12 protein-coding genes are annotated in these 20,973 nt (G+C 38.3%); 1 reads left to right on the top strand and 11 read right to left on the bottom strand.

The features are described from left to right. The coding region (locus DRF58_RS11325) for a transposase (protein WP_133296998.1) at positions 1-375 on the top strand (375 nt) is incomplete at its 5' end. Between the two features lie 66 nt (positions 376-441). Here the strand turns inward: DRF58_RS11325 and DRF58_RS11320 are convergent. The 11 genes from DRF58_RS11320 to DRF58_RS11270 form a co-directional block, all read right to left on the bottom strand. Beyond that, the gene (locus DRF58_RS11320) at positions 442-2,169 is read right to left on the bottom strand and encodes a sodium:solute symporter family transporter (RefSeq protein WP_116035532.1); all 1,728 of its coding nucleotides are present in this window, start codon (positions 2,167-2,169) and stop codon (positions 442-444) included. Between the two features lie 3 nt (positions 2,170-2,172). Further along, the gene (locus DRF58_RS11315) at positions 2,173-3,333 is read right to left on the bottom strand and encodes an aldose epimerase family protein (protein ID WP_116035530.1); all 1,161 of its coding nucleotides are present in this window, start codon (positions 3,331-3,333) and stop codon (positions 2,173-2,175) included. 20 nt (positions 3,334-3,353) lie between these two features. Further along, complete coding sequence (araA, locus tag DRF58_RS11310) at positions 3,354-4,850, bottom strand: L-arabinose isomerase (protein ID WP_116035528.1); 1,497 nt, start codon at positions 4,848-4,850, stop codon at positions 3,354-3,356. A 145-nt stretch (positions 4,851-4,995) separates the two neighbouring features. After that, entirely contained in the window at positions 4,996-5,694 is a 699-nt protein-coding gene (locus DRF58_RS11305; RefSeq protein WP_116035526.1) for an L-ribulose-5-phosphate 4-epimerase, read from the bottom strand. A gap of 365 nt (positions 5,695-6,059) precedes the next feature. After that, complete coding sequence (locus DRF58_RS11300; protein WP_116035525.1) at positions 6,060-7,754, bottom strand: ribulokinase; 1,695 nt, start codon at positions 7,752-7,754, stop codon at positions 6,060-6,062. A 220-nt stretch (positions 7,755-7,974) separates the two neighbouring features. Then, positions 7,975-9,957, bottom strand: a complete 1,983-nt coding sequence (locus DRF58_RS11295) for an alpha-L-arabinofuranosidase C-terminal domain-containing protein (RefSeq protein ID WP_116035523.1) — start codon at positions 9,955-9,957, stop codon at positions 7,975-7,977. 220 nt (positions 9,958-10,177) lie between these two features. Then, positions 10,178-12,805 (bottom strand): glycoside hydrolase family 3 C-terminal domain-containing protein, encoded by a 2,628-nt coding sequence (locus tag DRF58_RS11290; RefSeq protein ID WP_116035521.1) that lies wholly within the window; start codon positions 12,803-12,805, stop codon positions 10,178-10,180. Positions 12,806-13,052: 247 nt separating this feature from the next. Further along, complete coding sequence (locus DRF58_RS11285) at positions 13,053-15,221, bottom strand: T9SS type A sorting domain-containing protein (protein WP_116035520.1); 2,169 nt, start codon at positions 15,219-15,221, stop codon at positions 13,053-13,055. Positions 15,222-15,233: 12 nt separating this feature from the next. Further along, positions 15,234-15,728, bottom strand: a complete 495-nt coding sequence (locus DRF58_RS11280) for a glycoside hydrolase (RefSeq protein ID WP_157966727.1) — start codon at positions 15,726-15,728, stop codon at positions 15,234-15,236. 727 nt (positions 15,729-16,455) lie between these two features. Beyond that, positions 16,456-18,981 (bottom strand): glycosyl hydrolase 115 family protein, encoded by a 2,526-nt coding sequence (locus DRF58_RS11275; protein WP_116035516.1) that lies wholly within the window; start codon positions 18,979-18,981, stop codon positions 16,456-16,458. 48 nt (positions 18,982-19,029) lie between these two features. After that, positions 19,030-20,973, bottom strand: a complete 1,944-nt coding sequence (locus tag DRF58_RS11270; protein WP_206605221.1) for a glycoside hydrolase family 97 protein — start codon at positions 20,971-20,973, stop codon at positions 19,030-19,032.

The following is a 20,973-nucleotide window of genomic DNA, read 5'->3' as shown; positions in this document are numbered from 1 at the left end:
GAATTTAGGCTGGTAGTCGTAAAAAATGAAAAAACAGATAAAGAATTTTGGTTCCTGAGTAACGAATTTGAACTTTCGGCAAAAGAGATTGCCGATTATTACAGAAAACGCTGGGATATTGAGGTGTTCTTCAGGTTTATGAAACAGGAACTGAATTTAAGCCATCTTGTTTCCCTCAATAAAAACGGTATTGAAGTGATGGTTTATATGACCATGATTGCTTCGATGCTTCTGTTAATTTATAAAAAAACAAATAATCTGGGGTACAAAACCGCAAAAAGACGAATAACAATGGAACTTCGAGATATGATTACGGCTATTTTAATCGTTTTTGCAGGAGGAGACCCTACAAAAGTTTTTAAAACCAAAACATAAAAAATGGCCGGATTTTTTTTCCGACCATGACTACCTCAATGACATCCTTTTTATAATACCTTAAATTTACCAGAATCTCACGTAAAGTGCAGTCAATAAAAGTAATGTTACAACAATTAAAACCAATGTTCTGTTGTCCACTTTGAACATTGATGCATCGATGGCAAATGCTTTCGGGTTCACTTTCGGACCGGCAAGACTTATTCCAACCATCGTCAGAACCGTGAAGAAGAATGACCAACCCATATTAATCAGGAACGGAATTTCGGTAATCGTATGAACTACGCCATTTTCCAGTTTTTCATAGGTGAAAGCTGTGTATAACCAGGTTTCTTTTCCGAAAATTTCCACAGCAAAACTGTTGAAGAAAATCGCCAGAACGAATCCTAAAATTACGCCCACCAAAGCTGCAGTTCCAGTTGTTCTTTTCCAGAACATTCCCAAAAGGAACATCGCAAAAACACCCGGACTGATAAATCCTGTATATTTCTGAATAAAGGTAAAACCACCTTCACCACCGATTCCCAAAGCATCGGTCCAAGTAAATGCCAAAGCAACGAACATTGCTATAATAATTGCCCATCTTCCGGTTCTCACCATTTGGATTTCCGTTGCATCAGACTTTAAATATTTTTTATAAATGTCTAATGTGAAAATCGTTGAGATACTGTTGACTTTCCCTGCCAAAGAAGCAACAATTGCCGCCGTCAAAGCCGCTACAGCAAGACCTTTCAGACCAACCGGCAAAAATCCTAATATTGCAGAATATGCTCCGTCTTTCACTCCGTTAAAGCCAGGTAAGTGACCTTTTGTATACAAAACGTAAGCTGCAATTCCTGGAAGCATTACGATAATCGGCATAAATAATTTAAGGAATCCTGCGAATAAAATCCCGGTTCTTGCTGTTTTCAAATCAGCTCCCAAAGCTCTTTGCGTGATGTACTGGTTACAACCCCAATAATTTAAATTAACAATCCACTGTCCTGCAAAATACATTGCCAATCCCGGTAAAACCACATATTTCTGAACATCCAGATTTTCAGGCATTGCTAAAGTCGTTGTTGTCTTAACCGGTTTTTCAAGCATTAATTTGAAATGTTGCGGTGCTTCGTTCATCAAGGTCTGAAAACCTGCAAAAGCATTTCCTACAGCCGCTCCGTTGATTCTTTGGTCAACAATCTGTAGCGCCATATAAACCGTAGCAAAACCTCCGATAATCAAAACCGCTACCTGAATTACGTCGGTGTAACCGATTACTTTCATACCGCCAAGACCTATTAATAATGCCATTAGAAGCAATCCAATCATAATGATATGAAGATGACCGCCACCCAATAAAGTATCGATTGCCAAAGCACCCAAATAAAGAATGGAAGTCAGGTTGACAATCACATATAAAAACAGCCAGAACACCGCCATAATCAGGGAAACCGATTTGTTGTAACGGGTTTCCAGAAATTGCGGCATAGTGTAGATTTTATTTTTAAGATAAATCGGAATGAACCAAATGGCAATAATGATGAGCGCCAATGCTGCAATCCATTCGTAAGCTGCCACCGCTACCCCCACGAAAAATCCTTCACCGGACATCCCGATGAACTGTTCCGCTGAGATGTTAGATGCAATCAAACTTGCTCCAATCGCCCACCAAGTGAGTGAGCCTTCCGCCAGGAAATAATCTTTACTGCCTGTTGCTGCGGACTTTTTTCTGTTATAAATCCAGATTCCGTAACCGGCGACCACCACAAAATAAATCAGAAATATGATGATATCAATAGTTGCTAAATTTCCCATACTTTATTGTTTAACTGAGAATTTGTAAATTGTTTTCGACTGGTATTTCTCTCCCGGCTTCAGTTCTGTAGAAGGGAAAGAAGTCTGATTTGGAGAATCCGGAAAATGCTGGGTTTCCAAGCAAAAACCTGTTCTGAATTCATTTTTCCCACCTGTTTTGGTATCGAATTTTCCATCCAAAAAGTTTCCTGAATAGAACTGAACGCCCGGTTCATCGGTCAAAACTTCCATTACTCTTCCTGATTCAGGATGATAAACTTTGGCAATGCTTCTCAATCCGCTTCCGTTCAGAATCCAATTGTGGTCGTAACCTTTTCCTTTTTTCAGTTGGTCGTCATCAGCATTGATATCTTTTCCAATCGCTTTTGAAACTGTGAAATCAAATGCGCTTCCCTTCACCGCTTTTTGCTCACCTGTAGGAATTAGAGTTTCATTAACTGGTGTAAATTTATCCGCATTAATCTGCAATTCGTGGTCAAGAATGGCTTTTGAAAAATTCCCTGAAAGATTGAAATACGAATGCTGGGTAAGATTGACAACAGTCGGTTTATCGGTTTCCGCTTCGTAAGAAATTTCCAAAGCATTATCATCTGTCAAAGTATACAAAACGGTTGTCGTTAATTTTCCAGGATAGCCTTCTTCACCGTCTGCGCTGGTGTAAGTCAGTTTCAAAGTCGGGAATTTTGTATCTTTCACTGGTTCAATATTCCAGAATTTGGTATGAAACCCTTCTTTTCCGCCGTGAAGACTGTTTGGTCCGTCATTTTTGTCGATGTCATACGATTTGCCTTCCAATGTAAATTTGGCATTGGCAATTCTGTTTCCGTAACGGCCAATCAATGCTCCAAAATAGTAAGGATTTCCGTTGAAATAATCTTCAGGCTTTGTAAATCCTAAAACGACATCTTCGTATTTTCCGTTCTTGTCGGGAGCGGTAAGTGAAGTGATAATTCCACCGAAGTTAATGACTTCCAGCTTCATCCCGTTTTTGTTGGTCAAAGTATATTTTTTGATGGAATCGCCTTTTGACGTGACTCCATAATCTGAAACCTGTATGTTTTCCATTGTTTCCGGTTGAGTTTTTGATTGATTTTCTTTTTTATTGCACCCGAAAATACATAAAACGGCAAAAAGAATTATCAGGTTGATACTTGTTTTTCTCATTTTTTAGAAGTTTTGCAAGTTTAACGATAATATATTTCATTCCAGCGAAGCGTGTTCTTAAAATCACGGATTTTGGTATCTTCATCAATAACAAGCGATTCGATACCTGCAATCTCCGCAAAATCTTCCAACTGTTCCACGCTGATATTCTCACTGTAACACGTGTGATGCGCTCCACCTGCCAAAATCCACGCCTCAGCTGCTGTGTACAGGTCAGGAAGCGGTTTCCAGAGGACTCTCGCAACCGGAAGTTTTGGCAATTCTTTGGTGATTTCCAACGCTTTTGTTTTGTTGATTAATAGTCTGAAATGATTTCCGAAATCCATCAAAGCGGCATTTAAAGAATCGATATTTCCTCTCGAATTGAAAACCAGACGAACCGGGTCAGCTTTTCCGCCAATTCCCAATGGATGAATTTCACAAGAAGGTTTGTCAATCGCCAAAACAGGGTCAACTTCCAACATATGTGAACCTAAAATCGAAGGATTGGAAGGATTTAAATGATACGTATAATCTTCCATAAAGGCGTTTCCGCCATCCAAACCTTGTCCCATTGTTTTCATTGCACGAACCAAAGCGGCAGTTTTCCAATCGCCTTCTCCGGCAAATCCGTAACCCTTTTCCATTAATCTTTGAACGGCAATTCCAGGCAATTGTTCCAATCCGTGAAGATCTTCGAAAGTATCAGAGAAACCTTTGAAATTTCCGTCTTTTAGAAATTTTTCCAAACCTAATTCAATTCTTGCGGCAACTTCCAGAGATTTTCTGTTTGAACCTCCGGAAAGAAGGGATTCTGCCATTTTGTATGAAGCTTCATATTCTTCAATTAAGGTTTTGATTTCGCCATCGCCAATCGAGTTGACAACGCTCACCAAATCTCCGATTCCCCAAGTGTTTACCGAAAAACCAAATTTGGTTTCCGCTTCCACTTTATCGCCATCCGTAACGGCTACAAATCTCATATTATCACCAAAACGGGCGAATTTTGCACCTTGCCAATCATCCCAGCCTGCGGCAACTCTAGTCCATTCTCCAATCTGTTTCTGAACTCTTTCTTCAGCCCAATGTCCTACGACTACTTTTCTGTTTTTGCGCAGACGGCTTACCATAAATCCGAATTCACGGTCGCCGTGCGCAGCCTGATTCAGGTTCATAAAATCCATATCCATCGTAGACCACGGAATATCCTGGTTGAATTGCGTATGAAGATGCAACATTGGCTTTTGTAATGCGGTCAGTCCACGAATCCACATTTTTGCGGGTGAAAACGTGTGCATCCAGGTTACGATTCCGATACAATCTTTTGCAAAGTTGGCAGCTGTAAGTGTTTCAAAAATTTCTTCTGTCGTTTTTACGGTTGGCTTCAAAACGACTTTCACAGAAATCTGTGAAGAAGCGTTTAAAGCTTCCACGATTTTCGCTGAATGTTCCGCAACCTGGGCTAATGTTTCAGGGCCGTATAAATGCTGGCTTCCGGTGATGAACCAGATTTCTTTCGTATTGAGAGGTGTTAACATATTTTTTAGTTGATGTTGTTGGTTGATTGTTGATAGTCTTTATTATTTTGTTTTGTCATTCCGAGGAACGAAGAATCTCTGTTGATAATTGAGATTCTTCACTACACTACGTTTCGTTCAGAATGACAGACTTTATTTAATTCTATTATTGTCCGTAATAGGCGTTTTTGCCGTGTTTCCGTTCGTAATGTTTTTTGATTAATGAATCTTTCAAACGCGGCGCATTCGGATTAATTTGCCTTGTGAGATAAGCCATTTCAGCGATGGTTTCGAGGACTTTGCTGTTGTAAACGGCTTTTTCAGCATTTTTTCCCCAGGTGAACGGTCCGTGATTTCCGATGAGTACCATTTCCACTTCTTCGTAAGACAAATTCTTTTCTTTGAAACAATCCAGAATCTGGATTCCGGTGTTGTATTCGTAGTTTCCTTCGATTAAATCGTCTCGCATCGGCGGTGCGCAAGGAATATCTGTTGTCAGATGGTCTGCGTGGGTCGTTCCGAAAATCGGGATGTCTAGCTGTGCCTGTGCCCAAGCTACGGAATAGATGGCGTGTGTATGTGAGATTCCACCGATGTTTTCCCAGTTTTTATAAAGATAAGCGTGGGTTTTGGTATCGGAAGACGGTCTTAAATTTCCTTCTACCACATTGACATCGTAATCTAAAATCACGATGTCTTCCGGCTTCAATAATTCGTAAGGAACACCGCTCGGTTTGATGGCAAAGATTCCTTTGTCACGGTCGACAGCGCTTACATTTCCGAATGTGTAAACGACCAGCTTCAATGCTTCGAGCTGCATATTGGCTTCGTAACATTCTCGTTTTAATTCTTTATAGATGCTCATTTTTATTTTATTAATGATTGAAATATTATTGATTTAAGAATCAAATATTTATTTTTCAATTGCGTCAGGCTTTAGCCCGATGTCTTATTTTTGATTTTCATTTGGCTTTAGCCAAAATTTACGTTTCGGCTAAAGCCGAATTTGTTTTCGTTCTTTTGTAGACGGGCTAAAACCCGCCTCTATTGAATAATCTTATTCAAGTTTTAAACGTCGAATTGCACGCAGCCCGGCTTGTTGACGGTTGTTCCACTTAATGTAAATATTTAACAGGTCGCCTCTACGAGGCTCTCTTTGTGATGATAATGTTTACATATTTGCTATTAACAGGGCGCTCCTACGGAGCTGTTTTTATTAATTCCTATCAATTATAAACTGTCAACTGTCAACTTTTTCTTAGACTTGATATTATTTTCTGTGAAATCTGCTAGAATCTGATATTGTTTCATAAATTCTGCATATTTTTCTACCTTTTCAGCCTGTGGGAAATATTCTGCTTCGAAATCGGAACCCATTTTTTGGCTTGCTTCCTGAACAGTCGGATAAATTCCAGCCGCAACGGCCGCATAAATGGCTGCACCCAAAGCCGGAGCCTGATCTGAAGCTGCAACAACAATCGGCATATTAAGAACGTTGCCCAAAGTCTGCATAATAAAAGGGGATTTTCTGGCAACGCCACCAATTCCTATCACTTTTTCGATTTTTACGCCTTCTTCTTCGAAACGGTCAACGATTTTTTTTGCTCCAAAGCAAATGGCATTCACCAAAGCTTTGAAAATATGTGGTGCTTTTGTTCCCAATGAAAGGTTGCTAATCGCCATTTTCAGTTCCTGATTGGCGTCTGGTGTTCTTCGTCCGTTAATCCAATCCAAAGCAACCGGAACCACCTCCGAAAGTGGAATTTTTTCCGCTTCCAAAGTGAGATTGCGAATAAGATTGTTTTCTATTTCTTCTTTCAGCAACTGTTTTTGATTTTCATCAATGACATTGGAATTCATCAAAATATTGTGTGTAGGCCAGGTCAGAATGTCTTTGTACCAAGCCAGAACGTCACCAAATGCAGATTGCCCCGCTTCCAGCCCCATCAACCCAGGAATTACAGAACCATCGACCTGTCCGCAGATTCCTTTAACTGTTTTGTCGCCGATGATTTCGTTGGGAGCCACCATAATATCGCAGGTTGACGTTCCCATAATTCTGATTAGTGTATTCTCCTCTACTTTTGCTCCCACCGCTCCTGAATGAGCGTCGAAAGTTCCGACAGCAATTACCGTATTGGTCGTTAAGCCTAATTTTGTTGCCCATTCTTCGTTCAGATTTCCGGCAACTTCATCGGACGTGTAGGTTTTATCGTACAGCCTGTCACGAAGTTCTGCCAGTGAAGAATCCAGCTGACCGAGAAACTCTTTGGAAGGAAGTCCGTCCCACGATTCGTGCCACATTGCTTTGTGACCGGCTGCACAACGGCTTCTTTTAAAAGTTGCTAAATCCTGGTTGTCGGAAAGTAAAAATGTGAGGTAATCGCAATGCTCCATCCAGCTGTATGCGGCATTTTTCACCGCTTCATCTTTGTTGATGTGAAGAATTTTTGCCCAAAACCATTCGGAAGAATAGATTCCACCTTCAAATTTTGTATAATCTTCGCCACCCCAGTTTCTTGCCAGATGGTTGATTTCTTCGGCTTCGTTGATGGAAGTATGGTCTTTCCACAGCACCATCATTGCATTGGGATTTTCTGAAAATTCAGGCAAAAGTGACAAGGCAATTCCATCCTTATTCACGGGAAGCGGTGACGAACCTGTCGTATCAATACAAATACTGGCGATATTTTCCGGCGCAACGCCACTTTCCTTGACAAGGGTTGAAATGGTTTTTTCCAAACCTTCGATGTGGTCTAGCGGATGCTGACGAAATTGATTTTCTTCCGGCTTGCAGAATTTTCCTTCTTTCCATCTTTGGTAATAGCTTACGGAAGTTGCCAGTTCTGCCCCGTTTTCCGTATCAATCAAAACGGCCCGAACGGAGTCTGTTCCGTAGTCTAAGCCGATAACGTATTTTTTCATTAACGAAAGTGATTTATTTTGATTATTTGTTTTTAGCTCTTTTTAAAATAACCGATGCAATGGATTATATTCTACAAAGATTTTTCATTAAGTTTTCATTTACCTTAAAGAATTCTCTCGTTTTCTGTTTAAGAGCTAAAACAAATATAAGATTCTATTTTAAATAAATGTAATATTTACACTTAATTTTAAATTTTCCTTTATTTACGGTGTTTTGAAGCTATTTTATTTTCAAAACAACTAAAGAATTTGCGGGAATTTCAACAGAAATCTTTCCTTTTTTAATGGCCTGCGTTTCCTCTTTTGGTGTAATGGTTTCTGATTGGAAATTATTTTCATCGGAAAGTCCTGCAGAAGTCAGTACAATTTTGGTGAATTGACTGCCCATTTTACTATTTTTCGGGTTGATTTCAACTGAGGTTCCCTCAGAATTAGCATTAACAATTTTAATAATAGTTTCTTCCTTTTTAAGGTCACGAACTGCCGATGCATAGAGATTATCCTCCCCTTTCAACGGTTTTCCGTTTTCTGAGATTTTAATTAAATCCGTTCCTTTGTTGTTGGAGAATAATTTCTGAACGTAATAATTCGGAGTAGCGTAAGATTTTAAATTATTGAACCAAATTAAATCCGGCGTCCATTGCCAACCTTCTGCGTGGGCGAAAAGCGGTGCATAAGAAGTCATTGTCACAACATCTGCGTTGCGTTCCAGTCCGGTCATAAAAGCGGCTTCTGAAAGTGCGGTCAACCAGTTATTTTTATTGTCAGGTTTTACAACGCCAACCGATTGTGCGGCATATTCTCCGGCGAAAACTTTTGGTCCTCTTCTATCGTATTTATCGTATCTATCTGCATTTTTTAAGAACCATTCCGGAGAATTGTAATAATGTTCATCGACGATTTGTGCATTCAGTTTTTTAAGCTCTTTCCAGCCGTAATCGAAAAATTCGCCATCGGGAGACGGCCCGCTTCCGGAAATGATTTTGACATCGGGATATTTGGCGTGAATCGCTTTTTCAAAAACTTTGTAACGTTCAATATAATCTGCGCCCCACTGCTCGTTTCCGACGCCGATGTATTTCATATTGAAAGGCGTAGGATGTCCCATTTCAGTACGAATTTTTCCCCATTTCGTGTTGGAATCGCCGTTTGCAAATTCAATCAGATCCAAAGCATCCTGAATGTAAGGATCCAAATCCTCCATTTTTACAAGTTCGGCTGTATTGAACTGACAGGCCATTCCGCAGCTTAAAATCGGAAGCGGTTCTGCGCCTAAATCTTCCGCAAGCTGGAAATATTCAAAAAATCCAAGTCCGAAAGACTGCCAATAATCCGGCGTAAGACGATGGGCAAATCCGTTGTTCCATTTATTAATCAGATTTTCCCGGTCTTCCACTTTACCAACCGTTTTTTTCCATTGGTAACGTTCTGCCAACGTTCTTCCTTCCACGATACAGCCACCAGGAAAACGTAAAAATCCGGGTTGTAAATCATATAATTTTTGAACCAAATCTTTTCTTAAACCACCTTTTCTGCCTTTCCAGGTATCTTGAGGAAATAGTGAAATCATATCCATATTCACAACGCCTTTTCCGGTAAAAGTGATCTGAAGTTTAGCTTTTTCAACAGTTTTGGAAGGTGCGAAAACAGCATTATATTTTTGCCAGCCTCCGCCTTTGATGATTGTAGAAACTGAAGAAATCACTGTTCCGTTTTCATCAATCAGGCTTGTATTGATGGCAGAAATATTGCCTGAAATGCTTTCTAAATTGAAACTTAAGTCATATTTCTCCCCTTGATGCAAACCAATTCCTCTGAAACCTTCGTTCTCAAGAATATAATTTTTATCATTCCAAACCGTAATTCTTGCATAATTTTTATTGGATTTGGATTTGTCGGTTATAATTGTTAAAAAACCGGAATCCAAGTTTGGAGAAAGTGTTTTTGTGTTGGGTTGTTTCCAGCCTGTCAACGGTTCATCAAACTCGAAACTTCGGTTTTTAATCAGTTCTGCATACAATCCGCCGTCTGCCGCAAAGTTGATGTCTTCGAAGAAAATCCCGTACATCGTGGGCTGGATTTTGATGTTGGTAGTAGTTCCGTCCAAATCGAGGAAATGGGTTTTGATAGTTTTATTTTGGGCTGAAAAAAATGCAACACTTAGCGAAATAGCGGTTGTGAATATTTTGGTTTTTGTTTTCATTGATTGATTTTTAGACAGTTTTTCTAACCACAAAAGGCACAAAAGATTTCAGTACTTTATTTTTTAAGCTTAATATTTGGATATAAAAAAGAACACATAAGCTTAAAAAAAATCTTTGATTTTTTATTTTGCAGACTTTTGAAGTCTAATTTTTTGCCTCTTTTAGCTCTGCCGAATCTTCGATTTGCGGTTAATTTAAAATTAGTTTTAACAGTAAAGATTAGTTTACTTTCAATTGAAGGCTTTTCAATCCGGATTCATCGGAAGTTCCGCCGTAGAAAATCGTGTAATCTCCTGCTTTTGGAGCTAAGTCATCTACTTTTTCATCATAAAATTTAAATGAATCTTTAGAAATCGTTAATTGAATATTTTTTGTTTCCTTAGATTTAATCAAAACCCTTTCAAAGGCTCTCAAAGTCTTTACAGGGGCTGATGTATCATTGTTTCTTTTGACATAAATCTGAATCACTTCCTCACCATCTCTTTCCGAATTATTGGTAACAGGAATTGTAATCGTCAGATTTTCATTAGCATTGATGGTATTTTTGTTCAGCCTAGCATTTCCGTAAGCAAATTTTGAATAACTCAACCCGTGACCGAAAGCATACAATGGCTTTTCCGTGATATAACGATAGGTTCTTCCCTGCATATCATAGTTTTCAAAACCCTGATGTTTGCTGGTTGTAGACAAATTATTATCAAGCTGTTCCAGATTTTTATAGAATGTAATCGGTAATCTTCCGGACGGATTGTAATCTCCCGCCAAAACGTCTGCAACGGCAGTTCCGCCGGATTGTCCGCCATACCAAGCATTAATCAACGCATCATAATTTTTTTCATCCTGCGCTAAACCCAATGAACTTCCCGTACTAAGGACAAAAACGACAGGTTTTCCTGTTTTTCTTAGTTCAGCCAGCAATTCACGCTGAACTTTCGGAAGGTCGATAGACGTTTTATCGCCGCCTTTGAAACCTTCTGCGTTCACCATCATTTCTTCGCCTTCCAGACTTGGAGAAAGTCCGCCCGCGAAGACAATAACGTCCGCATCTTTCACTTTTTCCTTTACTGCAGCAAAATTAACAGGATCTTTTCTGTAGACATCAAAAGTGATGCTTACATATTTTCCTTTTTGGGTGTGACGTAATTCAATATTGTATTCCTTGCCTGTTTCCATTTTTACAGGAAATTCTGAAGGATGTCTTGCGTCTGGACCTTTTCTGGTGGCGATTTCTTTACCGTCAACAAAAAGTGTGTAAACATCGGAAGTTGATGGCGAAAGAATTACATCGCCCGTGTAAGGGCTTTTGAAAACGCCGGAAATAATAGCCGATGTATTTTCTCTTCCGACATTCGGGGCGAGCTGAGTTCCGCCAAAACTGTTGTAATTGATTCCGCTTTTGTTGACAGAAACATTAGCGGGAGTTCCTTTGGATTCATTATTGTTGAAAAACGCTACTTTCATTCCTTTTTCGCCTTTTTTCTGGCTTAAAAAGTTTTGGTAAAGCGAAGTTCTGGAAGATGGGTCTGCGACTTCAGTTCCTTTTTCATAAATAATTTCTGCGTTTGGAAATTTGGTTTTGATACCGTCCAAAATCGTTACGATGGATGAAGGTGTTCCGTTATAATTTCCCAACTGCATCAATCCGTCATCAGCGTTTGGACCGACAACAGCAATTTTTTTGATATTTTTATTTAAAGGCAAAATATTATTCTCATTTTTCATCAGAACAATAGATTTCTGAGCCATTTTTAAAGCCTGTTTTTTATGCTCTTCAGAATCAACAACTGAATATGGAATGGAGTTCCAGTGAACGGAAGATTTTGGGTCGAGCATTCCTAATTCAAACCAACCTTTCAGAATTCTTCGCATCGAAATATCGAGGTCTTTCTCGGTGATTAATCCGCTTGCGAGAGATTTATTTAAATTATTATACGTGTCGCCACACTCCAGATCTGTAGAATGTTTCAGGGCGTCTGCGGCGGTACTTTTTTCGTCAGGATGTGTTCCGTGGTACTGTTTCTGGTAGAAATCTGCCAATGCCCAACAATCGGAAACGACCATTCCATCGTAGTTCCATTTTCCGCGAAGAATTTCTGTCAGTAAAGTATTGTTTGCACAGCAAGGTTGACCGTCGAATGCATTATACGCGCACATCACTTCCCTTACATTTCCTTCCAGAACCAATGCTTTGAAAGCCGGAAGATAGGTTTCGTATAAATCTCTTTTGGAAACTTCGGCGTTGTAAGAGTGTCGGTTCCATTCCGGACCGCTGTGAACGGCAAAATGTTTGGCGCAGGCGTGCGTTTTAAAATATTTCGGATCGTTTCCCTGCAAACCTTTTACGGCTGCAACACCTAAAACTGAAGTCAGATAAGGATCCTCACCATAAGTTTCCTGACCTCTTCCCCATCTCGGATCGCGGAAAATATTGATGTTTGGTGTCCAGAATGTAAGTCCTTCGTAGCGTCCGGTTTTTTGAGATTCATCAAAAGATCTATTATATTTTGCTCTGGCTTCATCGGAAATCATTTCAAACGTTTTGAGATGTTCCGGAACATCCCAGGTTGCCGCCATTCCGATTGCCTGCGGAAAAACCGTAGCTGTTCCTGCTCTTGCAACACCGTGAAGTGCCTCGTTCCACCAACCGTAACCGGGAATATCCAACCTCGGAACTGCTTTGGAATTGTCCATCATCATCCCGATTTTTTCATCAACCGTCAATAATCCGAGAAGATTTTCAATTCTTTGTTCAACAGGAAGTCTGGGGTTCTGGAACGGATATTTGAAATTCTGTGCGGAAGAGAATACGCAGATGAAGACTGATAAGGAAAACAGGATTCTTTTCATTATAATTGATTTAAAATATCAGATTGATTTCAAAGACTGACATTCGATATTTGATTATTAACAAATATAAGATTCTATTTCTAATAAATGTATAAATAACACTTAATTTAAAGAATAATATTTAAATTTTGCCGACTGACCAATTTTTTTATATTCGAATAATAGGATTTTAGCTCATATTAATTAAAAAAAAGTCACCAGAATAAACGGGTGACTTTTAATAAAATTTGATTTGAAAATATGATAGTTATTGTTTAATAAATTTCGTTCTGATGCTTTTCCCTGCATCATATATTTCAATAAAATATACTCCGGAAGTAAGTTTAGAAATATCAATTCTATTTTTACCACTGATAAGTTTCGATTGATGTGAGATCAGGCTTCCTTTAGCATCAATAATCGAATAAGCTGCATCCGACGATTTCCAATTAACAAAAATCTCGTTTTTAGCAGGATTTGGATAAAGCTGCAATTTGGAATCAGATATACCCTGAACAGCAAGTGTTTCAAACTCCAATGGCAGAAGTGAAGCAGAATAAGCATTTTCTTCAGAAATATATGCGCTAAACGCCGGAACAGTCTCGCTTCCACTGCTTATTTTATAGAATCCTGTAACTCCCCCAACTGTTTTGAGAACATATCCTCCTGTGTAAGCTTTTACCGTGCTATAGTCTGCATTGAACTGATTAGAAACAATCGCTTTTGTTGTAGAAACAGATCCTGATCCTGTGAAAGTAAATGTTCCGTTTCCATTAATCAGCACTGGTGTATTAGCAGGAATTTTTCCATTCGGAACACTGGTGCATAAAACTTTTGATGACGAAGGCAGCATATTGTAAGCCTGTACACCAACCGGAACATTAGCTTCAAATGGCAATACAATCACGGAATATCCACTCAATGCTTTTGTGTACGATGCGGAAGTTGCACTGAAAGCAAAAGGTGCATTAAAGTCACCGCCCTGATCGGATAATTCCAATGATGCAGCAACAGTTCCTGAAACTACATTTGAGTTGGCAGCTTTGGAATTTATAAAGCCTGAACCTGAATTAACATAAAAAATACTGTTACTATTAGCCATCTTACTTTTCCAGTTAGCTGAAGTATTGATTGCTGTTACACTGGTAAAATCCAATGACGTGTAATATGTATTTTCATAAACATCCATCAGGTTGCTATCTCCATCGGAATAAACGCCGGCAAACTTCATTGCTTTTTCATTCGAAATTGCAAAATAGACATCGCCAAAATTGAATGTCAATACAGAACTGAAATTACCATTTCTAAGTCCAATAATTCCTTTGCAGCCAGTTGTAAGAACTGCTCTGGAGATATCAAACGTCAAATCGAAATTGGACGAGCCGGACGATGGCAAGTTAACTGTTCCATAATTATAAGATTTCACAACGCCTGCATTGTCAACATAATATAAAGTCGTGTTAGACGATGTTGGCAGATTGCTTGTTGTATAACTATTCACGTGGAAAACCAATTTATTATATCTGTCGTCCAGGCTGACATAGCCGTTCGCATCATTCATATTGGAACTGATCAAAGGTGTAGAATTATACAAAGTCGCTGTTTTACCACTCAATTGATAAGTTGTTCCGAACGCAGGATTGGTAACCGTTTGACTTTCAATTTTAGTATAATTAATATCCTGGCCCGTCATATTGGAAACTTCTCTGATATTACTTTTATTAAAAACAAAAGTTATGAAACTGGAAGGATTGACTTGTATGGTCGGCCGAAATGTCTCAGTGAAATTAAGGTTGGAAGAAACCATATTGGTTGTTTCATTGGTAAGAATTCTCTGTGCGGAAGTGGTGTAAAACGGCAAATCCACTTTAAGGTTATAAGTATTAGCCGAAGAATTGAAAACCATCAGCGTAACCTTATCACCCGAGTCATTGATGTAAGCTGAACCTTGCATAGAGCCTTGATCACTCCATATCGCATCGAGTCTTCTGGAACCTGTGGTGTATTTTGCAAAATGAGAAAGTATATATCCTCTTTTCGTCATTTCTCCAGCTACTGTTCCGAATTGACCGTCTCCCATCATTCCATAATATCTTTTTGTAGCATAATGGATCCAGGCATTTCCTCCGCCTACCATAACATCATTGATGCTTTTTGCAAAGTCAAATGCATCTGTGTTCCAAGAAAAATTCCTTGTGCCACCATTGGAATTCCAATTGATCAGAAACTCTGTCATCCAGATTTCTTTATTTGTATTAAGGAAACCTTTATATGCAGAACCTATTCCTACATATTGATGTCCAGCGTAGATTTCAAACTTCGACAATACATCTGTGGCAAGAAGTGCATTAGCAAAGTTGTTTGACAATCCCACAGTTTCCGGCGCAATAATCTTACAACTAATAACATCTGAATAATTCTTCAGAAAATTGGTCATTTGAGTAGTTGTCTAAGTGCATCCTGTATATTCTACTACATAATCTGGCTCATTTTGCAGAGAGATACCTTCCAGCTCAACACCATTATTTCTTAGATAAATAACAAAGTCATTCAGGTAATTTGCAAAATCTCCGTAATGCTCAGGTTTCAAAAAACCTTCAACACCATTATAGGTTCCTGCGTCATTTCCATTAGTTTTCCATTCGGCGGGTGGCGACCACGGACTTGCAAAGATAATCAGGCCTAGAGACTGTGCTTTTTGTGCAGTGGCTAAAGCGACGCTCCAATTTGCTTTTGTAGTAGGAATATACAGTCGCATAATATTGTATCCAGCTTCACTATTTGTTCCCCACATTTTTTCTATTTCGGCAGGGGTCATATGGTCGTAGGCGAACTGCGGACTGCAAACGAAACCACCGAAACCTGTGATTTTCTGTCTGGGTGTAGTGTTGTCGATACGGACTTTTGGTGTTTGCGCATCTACCAAAAAACTTAGAAATGCCATTGCAATAAAGGCAAATTGGCCAAGTGATTTTAAAATAGTTTTTTTCATAGCTTAAAGATTTTTACGATAGTTTTTGAATTTTTATTTTTTCAGATAAGGCATAAGAATGACCGGATGCTGTTTTGGAAAGCATCTTTGTAGAGAGAATGAAAAATTGTTGTAAAAGGAGTTAAAAATAAGTTTCGAACTGATTTTTATTTTTATTTAATCCTACCTCGGATTATCGGAAAGAGTAAATTTTTGCTTTCATATTCACTAAATTATTAAGTGTTATTTTAACACTAATATAATAAATAACACAATCAAACAACACTAAAACCACTAAAATTCACAATATTTTTAAAAATTATTATCTAATAGAATAAATTAAATTTGAATTAATTATGATTATGTTATCATTATGTTAATGATTATGCAATATTGAAATATCGATTTAAAAGCATATTCTAAAAATGAAAATTTAAAAGTGTATTACTGTGTAATCATAGATTATGATAAGTATTTATACAAATACATCAAAAAAACCAATATTTATTCTCAAAATTCTAAAAATATCATCATTTTTTATTGATTTAAGTGCAAATTTAATCTGAAAATCAACTTCAGATTCCCCGAAATAGTCTTCAAAAATTAAAAAAAGAAATTATAACGGATACAAAATAAAAAAACCACTCAAAGAATTGTCTTTGAGTGGTTATTAATTTTAAATTTTAAAAATGAAGAATAATTATTTTCCTGAAATTTCACTTTCCGGTGCACCCAGATAAGAAGGCAGTAAACCTCCTGTATTGATCAATATTTTTTCAAGCACGATTCCCGGCTCCAGAACACGGAATCGCAACGTATGTTTTCCAGGTTGAGAAATCTGATGTTTTGTTGTAGACTTGATGATATGCTCAGACTGCCATCTTCCCAATTCACCTTTGTAATGACCGTTGAAATTGACAACCTGCGGAGTTCCGCCATCAAAGGAAATCTCATAACGCAAACCTTTATTATGATTGAAATTCAAAGTCGGGGCTAATAACAACTGGACTTCAAATTCACCTTTGGATTCAAAATTTATATCATATTCCAGATAGAGATTTTCATCAGCTTTTGGATAAGCATTTTGAGGAAAAGTTGTTACACCAGATTTAGTTTTTCCGAAATCCGGAATCACTTCCCAATGGATTCGGTCTGAATTGTTCATTCTTGCAAAATTTTCTGCTTCTATGGAAACATAACCGTTTTTCTCCTGAAACACTTTTTCTTTCGGAACTTCAGACTCAGAAACACGGGTAACTTCAGGCATTATATTTTCTTTTCCGTCAAACCAGGCTTTGTATCCTATTCTCATCTGGTCCATCATATGCTGCCACTTTCCACTGGCAATTTCATTGTTATATTTATGATCCAAATAAGCATTTCTTTCAAAACATTCTTTTACTCTATCGGCATAATAATTTGCTTTTAGATCATATTTGGCAGCCAATTCCCTATTTTTGGCAACGGCATAATACATTTCATACAAATTGCTGCAGGCATCGATAGGATAAAGAACCAACTGATAATAAGCATCCTGATATTCTGCCGGAATCTGTTCTTTCAAATGCAATGCATCAATGGCCAAAGCTCTGTAATCATTGAGAACTGTTTCGAATTCGTGATAATTTTCAAGGCTGAATGTTTTGCTGTCCAGTGTTTCCGGCGTTACACGACGGTTGTATTTTGAATAAAGATTGATCATTCTTGCAATTTCCTTAGCGTACTTTTCACCAAATTGCTGTGCAGCCCATTTTTCAGTGTATTTCAAAAGATTTTTTGAATTGAATTGCCTTGGATTCCAGGCCATTTCCAGGAAAAAGCTGATAGGAAATTCCATTGGTTTTAAATCTCCCACATTCACGACCCAAACTTTATCCACTTTATGTTCATAAGAAAGATTCATCTGCTCCCAAACCCTTTGAATCGGACTGATATTGATCCATTTTGAATTTCTTGGTCCGCCCACGTAATCGAAGTGGTAATACATCCCGTAACCGCCTTTATGCAAAGGTTTTGAAAGATCCGGAAGTTTTCGAACATTACCCCAGTTATCATCACAAAACAACAAAATTACATCGTCCGGAACGCGCATTCCTTTGTCATAATAATCCTGAACTTCTTTATATAAAGCCCAGACCTGAGGCGTTTTTTCTGCTTTTTTGCCTGTAACATCAGCAATGATTTTTCGCTGATCTTTCACAATTTTTTCAAGCAAGGAGATATTAGTTCCCTCTCCCATCGCTTCATCGCCGTCGCCACGCATTCCGACTGTGACTAATTTCTCCCAGTTTTTACTTCTTTCCAGCCCCAATTTCCAGAATTCCTGCAAAACTTTCTCATTTTTCGAGTAATCCCAGATATTCGGAAGATTATTCTTCTTAATGTATCTATGCCAATCGGTTTGAGCCTGAGCCATCGGTTCGTGATGCGAAGTTCCCATAATGATTCCCATTTCGTTGGCTAAAGGTCCGTTCAAAACGTCATCATCATAAAAAGCTTTTCCCCACATTGCAGGCCAGATGTAATTACCTTTCATTCGAAGAATCAGTTCAAAAACTTTTTCATAAAATTTAGAATTAATTCCTCCAAACGTTGCTCTTGCCCACCCTCCCAATGAAGGTTCTTCATCGTTAAGAAAAATCCCGCGATATTCTACTGCAGGTTCTCCGTCTGTGTAAATTCCTTTTTTAAAGTATAGATTTTCTTTTTTCTCAACCGGAACATCCGCCCAATAATACCAAGGTGAAACGCCTATCTGTTGAGACATCTCGTAGATTCCGTAAATTGTTCCGAGTTTGTCGCTTCCTGCAATCACAATCGCTTCGGAAACGCCGGGAAACGGATTACTGATATTTTGAATGATATATTTTTCTTTTTTTCCTGTTAAAGATTTTCCGTCGATTTTCTTTTGTTTGATTAAATCATCAACCACCGATTTTGTTCCGACAGTTCCGATAATAATCAAAGGCGAATTCATTACTGAAATCTGATTCAAAATTACGGGCTGAGTTCCCGTTACCTTCTGAAAATCAGATTGTAGGTTTTTTACGGCTCTCAAAATACCATTATCTATTCCTGAATTGATAAAAATCGAAAAATTGACTGATTTTTCCTTCAAAACAATCGTTTCTGAATTTTTTTCTGTACTGATGAATGGTTCAGCCGCATTTATCCGAAGGCAAAATCCGAATAATGTGACGAGAAAAAATATTTTTATTTGATTCATAATCTTTTATTTTATGTTTTATCTGAAACTTTTCAGCTTTAAAGAGTATTAATTTCTCAAAACAAATCCTCCGTTCGGCTGAATTTCTACATTAAACTCACCTTTTGCATTCACTTTCACTTCTTTTTCTGATGAATTTCCCTGAGCATCATCATTGATCAATTTTACAGTTTTTGCCGCAAACATTGGAAGATTGATTTTCAGTTTTTTAACCGTTTTTTCTGCATTGATTCCTGCAACAAACCATTGATTCTGATGTCTTCTGGCAATCACGGAATATTTCCCTGGATAACCGTCGATGAACACTGTTTCGTCCCAAAGCGTTGGCACTTCTTTCATAAAATCGAGCTGGAATTTCGGTGCATCAGTCAAATTATTGGGCATTATTCCAAACATCTGAACCGGATTTTGAAACAGAACCGCCGTTGCCAACTGGAAACCATCTGTGGTATATCTTTTATTTTTATCCTTGTTGGATTTTGTTAAATATTTGTTGGGGAAAGTTCCACCAAATTCCATACTTCCGACCGTGTTTCTGATGAACGGATGTAATGTTGCGAAAAATGCTTCCTGTTTGCGAACATCTTCCGAAAAATACAGCATTTCTGAAGCTAAAACCGCTTCGCTTCCTGCATAATTGGGGTACATTACTTCCCAGCCTCTCGGCAAAGTAGCTCCGTGGAAAATAATCTTTAACCCAAAATCATTGGCATCAGAAAGAATATCTTCGTAAAGACGCATCGTTTCCTGCTTGTCGCCTCCGAAAAAGTCGACTTTCAGACCTTTTACACCGATATCTTTCAGCCATTTCATTTCTTTTTTTCGTTCGATGGATGAGCTCATTTTGTTTCTCGGTCCCATCGGCGCATCATTCGCAGCACCATTGGAATTGTACCAAAGCAATACTCCGACATTTTTGGATTTGGGATACTGAATCAGGTCTTTCATTCGTTCTTTTCCGATATTTTTGTCCCAAAGTGCATCAATCAAAATGTATTCATAACCCAATTTTGATGCTAAATCAATAAAAAGACTCTGGTCTTCGTAATTCATACTGTTGTCCTGCCACAAAATCCAGCTCCAGGTCGATTTTCCGAAAGTGTATTTCTGCGAAGGTTCATACATCGGTTCTACTACATCAAAAGGAATCGTCGTTTCAACAATCGGTTTCAAAGAATCGCCAATCGTGATAGTTCTCCAAGGCGTTTTTCCCGGAAGTGAAATGGCAGCTCCGGTACTTCCGAAACCGTTATTTTCAGCCATATTCGGATAAGCAACCTGATAAAGATTTTTTTCTGAAGTCGTATCCAAATGAGAAGCGCAATACAAACTGTTCACTCCTGTTTCAGACAATAAAATCCAGCCGTCATTTCCAATATGAAATAGTCCAGGGAAAACGTAACCATAATCGGCTTTTGTTCCTAATTCTGCATCAGCTTTATAACCGCTTTCGTAGCTTGGGGCGGTTCTGGCAAAACCTGTCATTGGCTTCATCATTGGAGAAAGGAAAGTCGTGGTTTGAGACGGAAATCTGTAACCTGTGATTTCCGATTGTACAATTGCACTCAAACGGTCTTTCATCGGCTGAATCTCATATCTGAAAGCGACATTATTATCGCTCACCTGAAATTCAATCCCGATATTGAAGTTATCTGCATTGGTAAAATTGACTGTCAGAGTATTAGCTGTATAACTGACTTGTGATTTTTTGATTTTTTCGTTCGTGTAATTTTTGGAAACCTTATTTTTTTTGCTGTCAATGAATTTTAAATTTTTAGAAAAATCAGATTCATTGGTGACTAAGCCCAATGGAGATTTATCAAGCATTGTTTCCCCTTGAAAAGTAACATTATAGAGTGCTTTTCCATTCTCTGAAAAAACATTCAGTTTCAATTTTCCGTCAGGACTGGAGATTTCTGCAACCTGCGCAAAAACAGTATTCATAATGAGAATACTAAAGGCGAGTGATAGTTTTAAAAAAAGTTTAATCAT

The organism is Epilithonimonas hispanica (assembly GCF_003385395.1).
GTDB classification, from domain to species: domain Bacteria; phylum Bacteroidota; class Bacteroidia; order Flavobacteriales; family Weeksellaceae; genus Epilithonimonas; species Epilithonimonas hispanica.
This window is presented reverse-complemented; position numbering and strand designations above follow the sequence as displayed.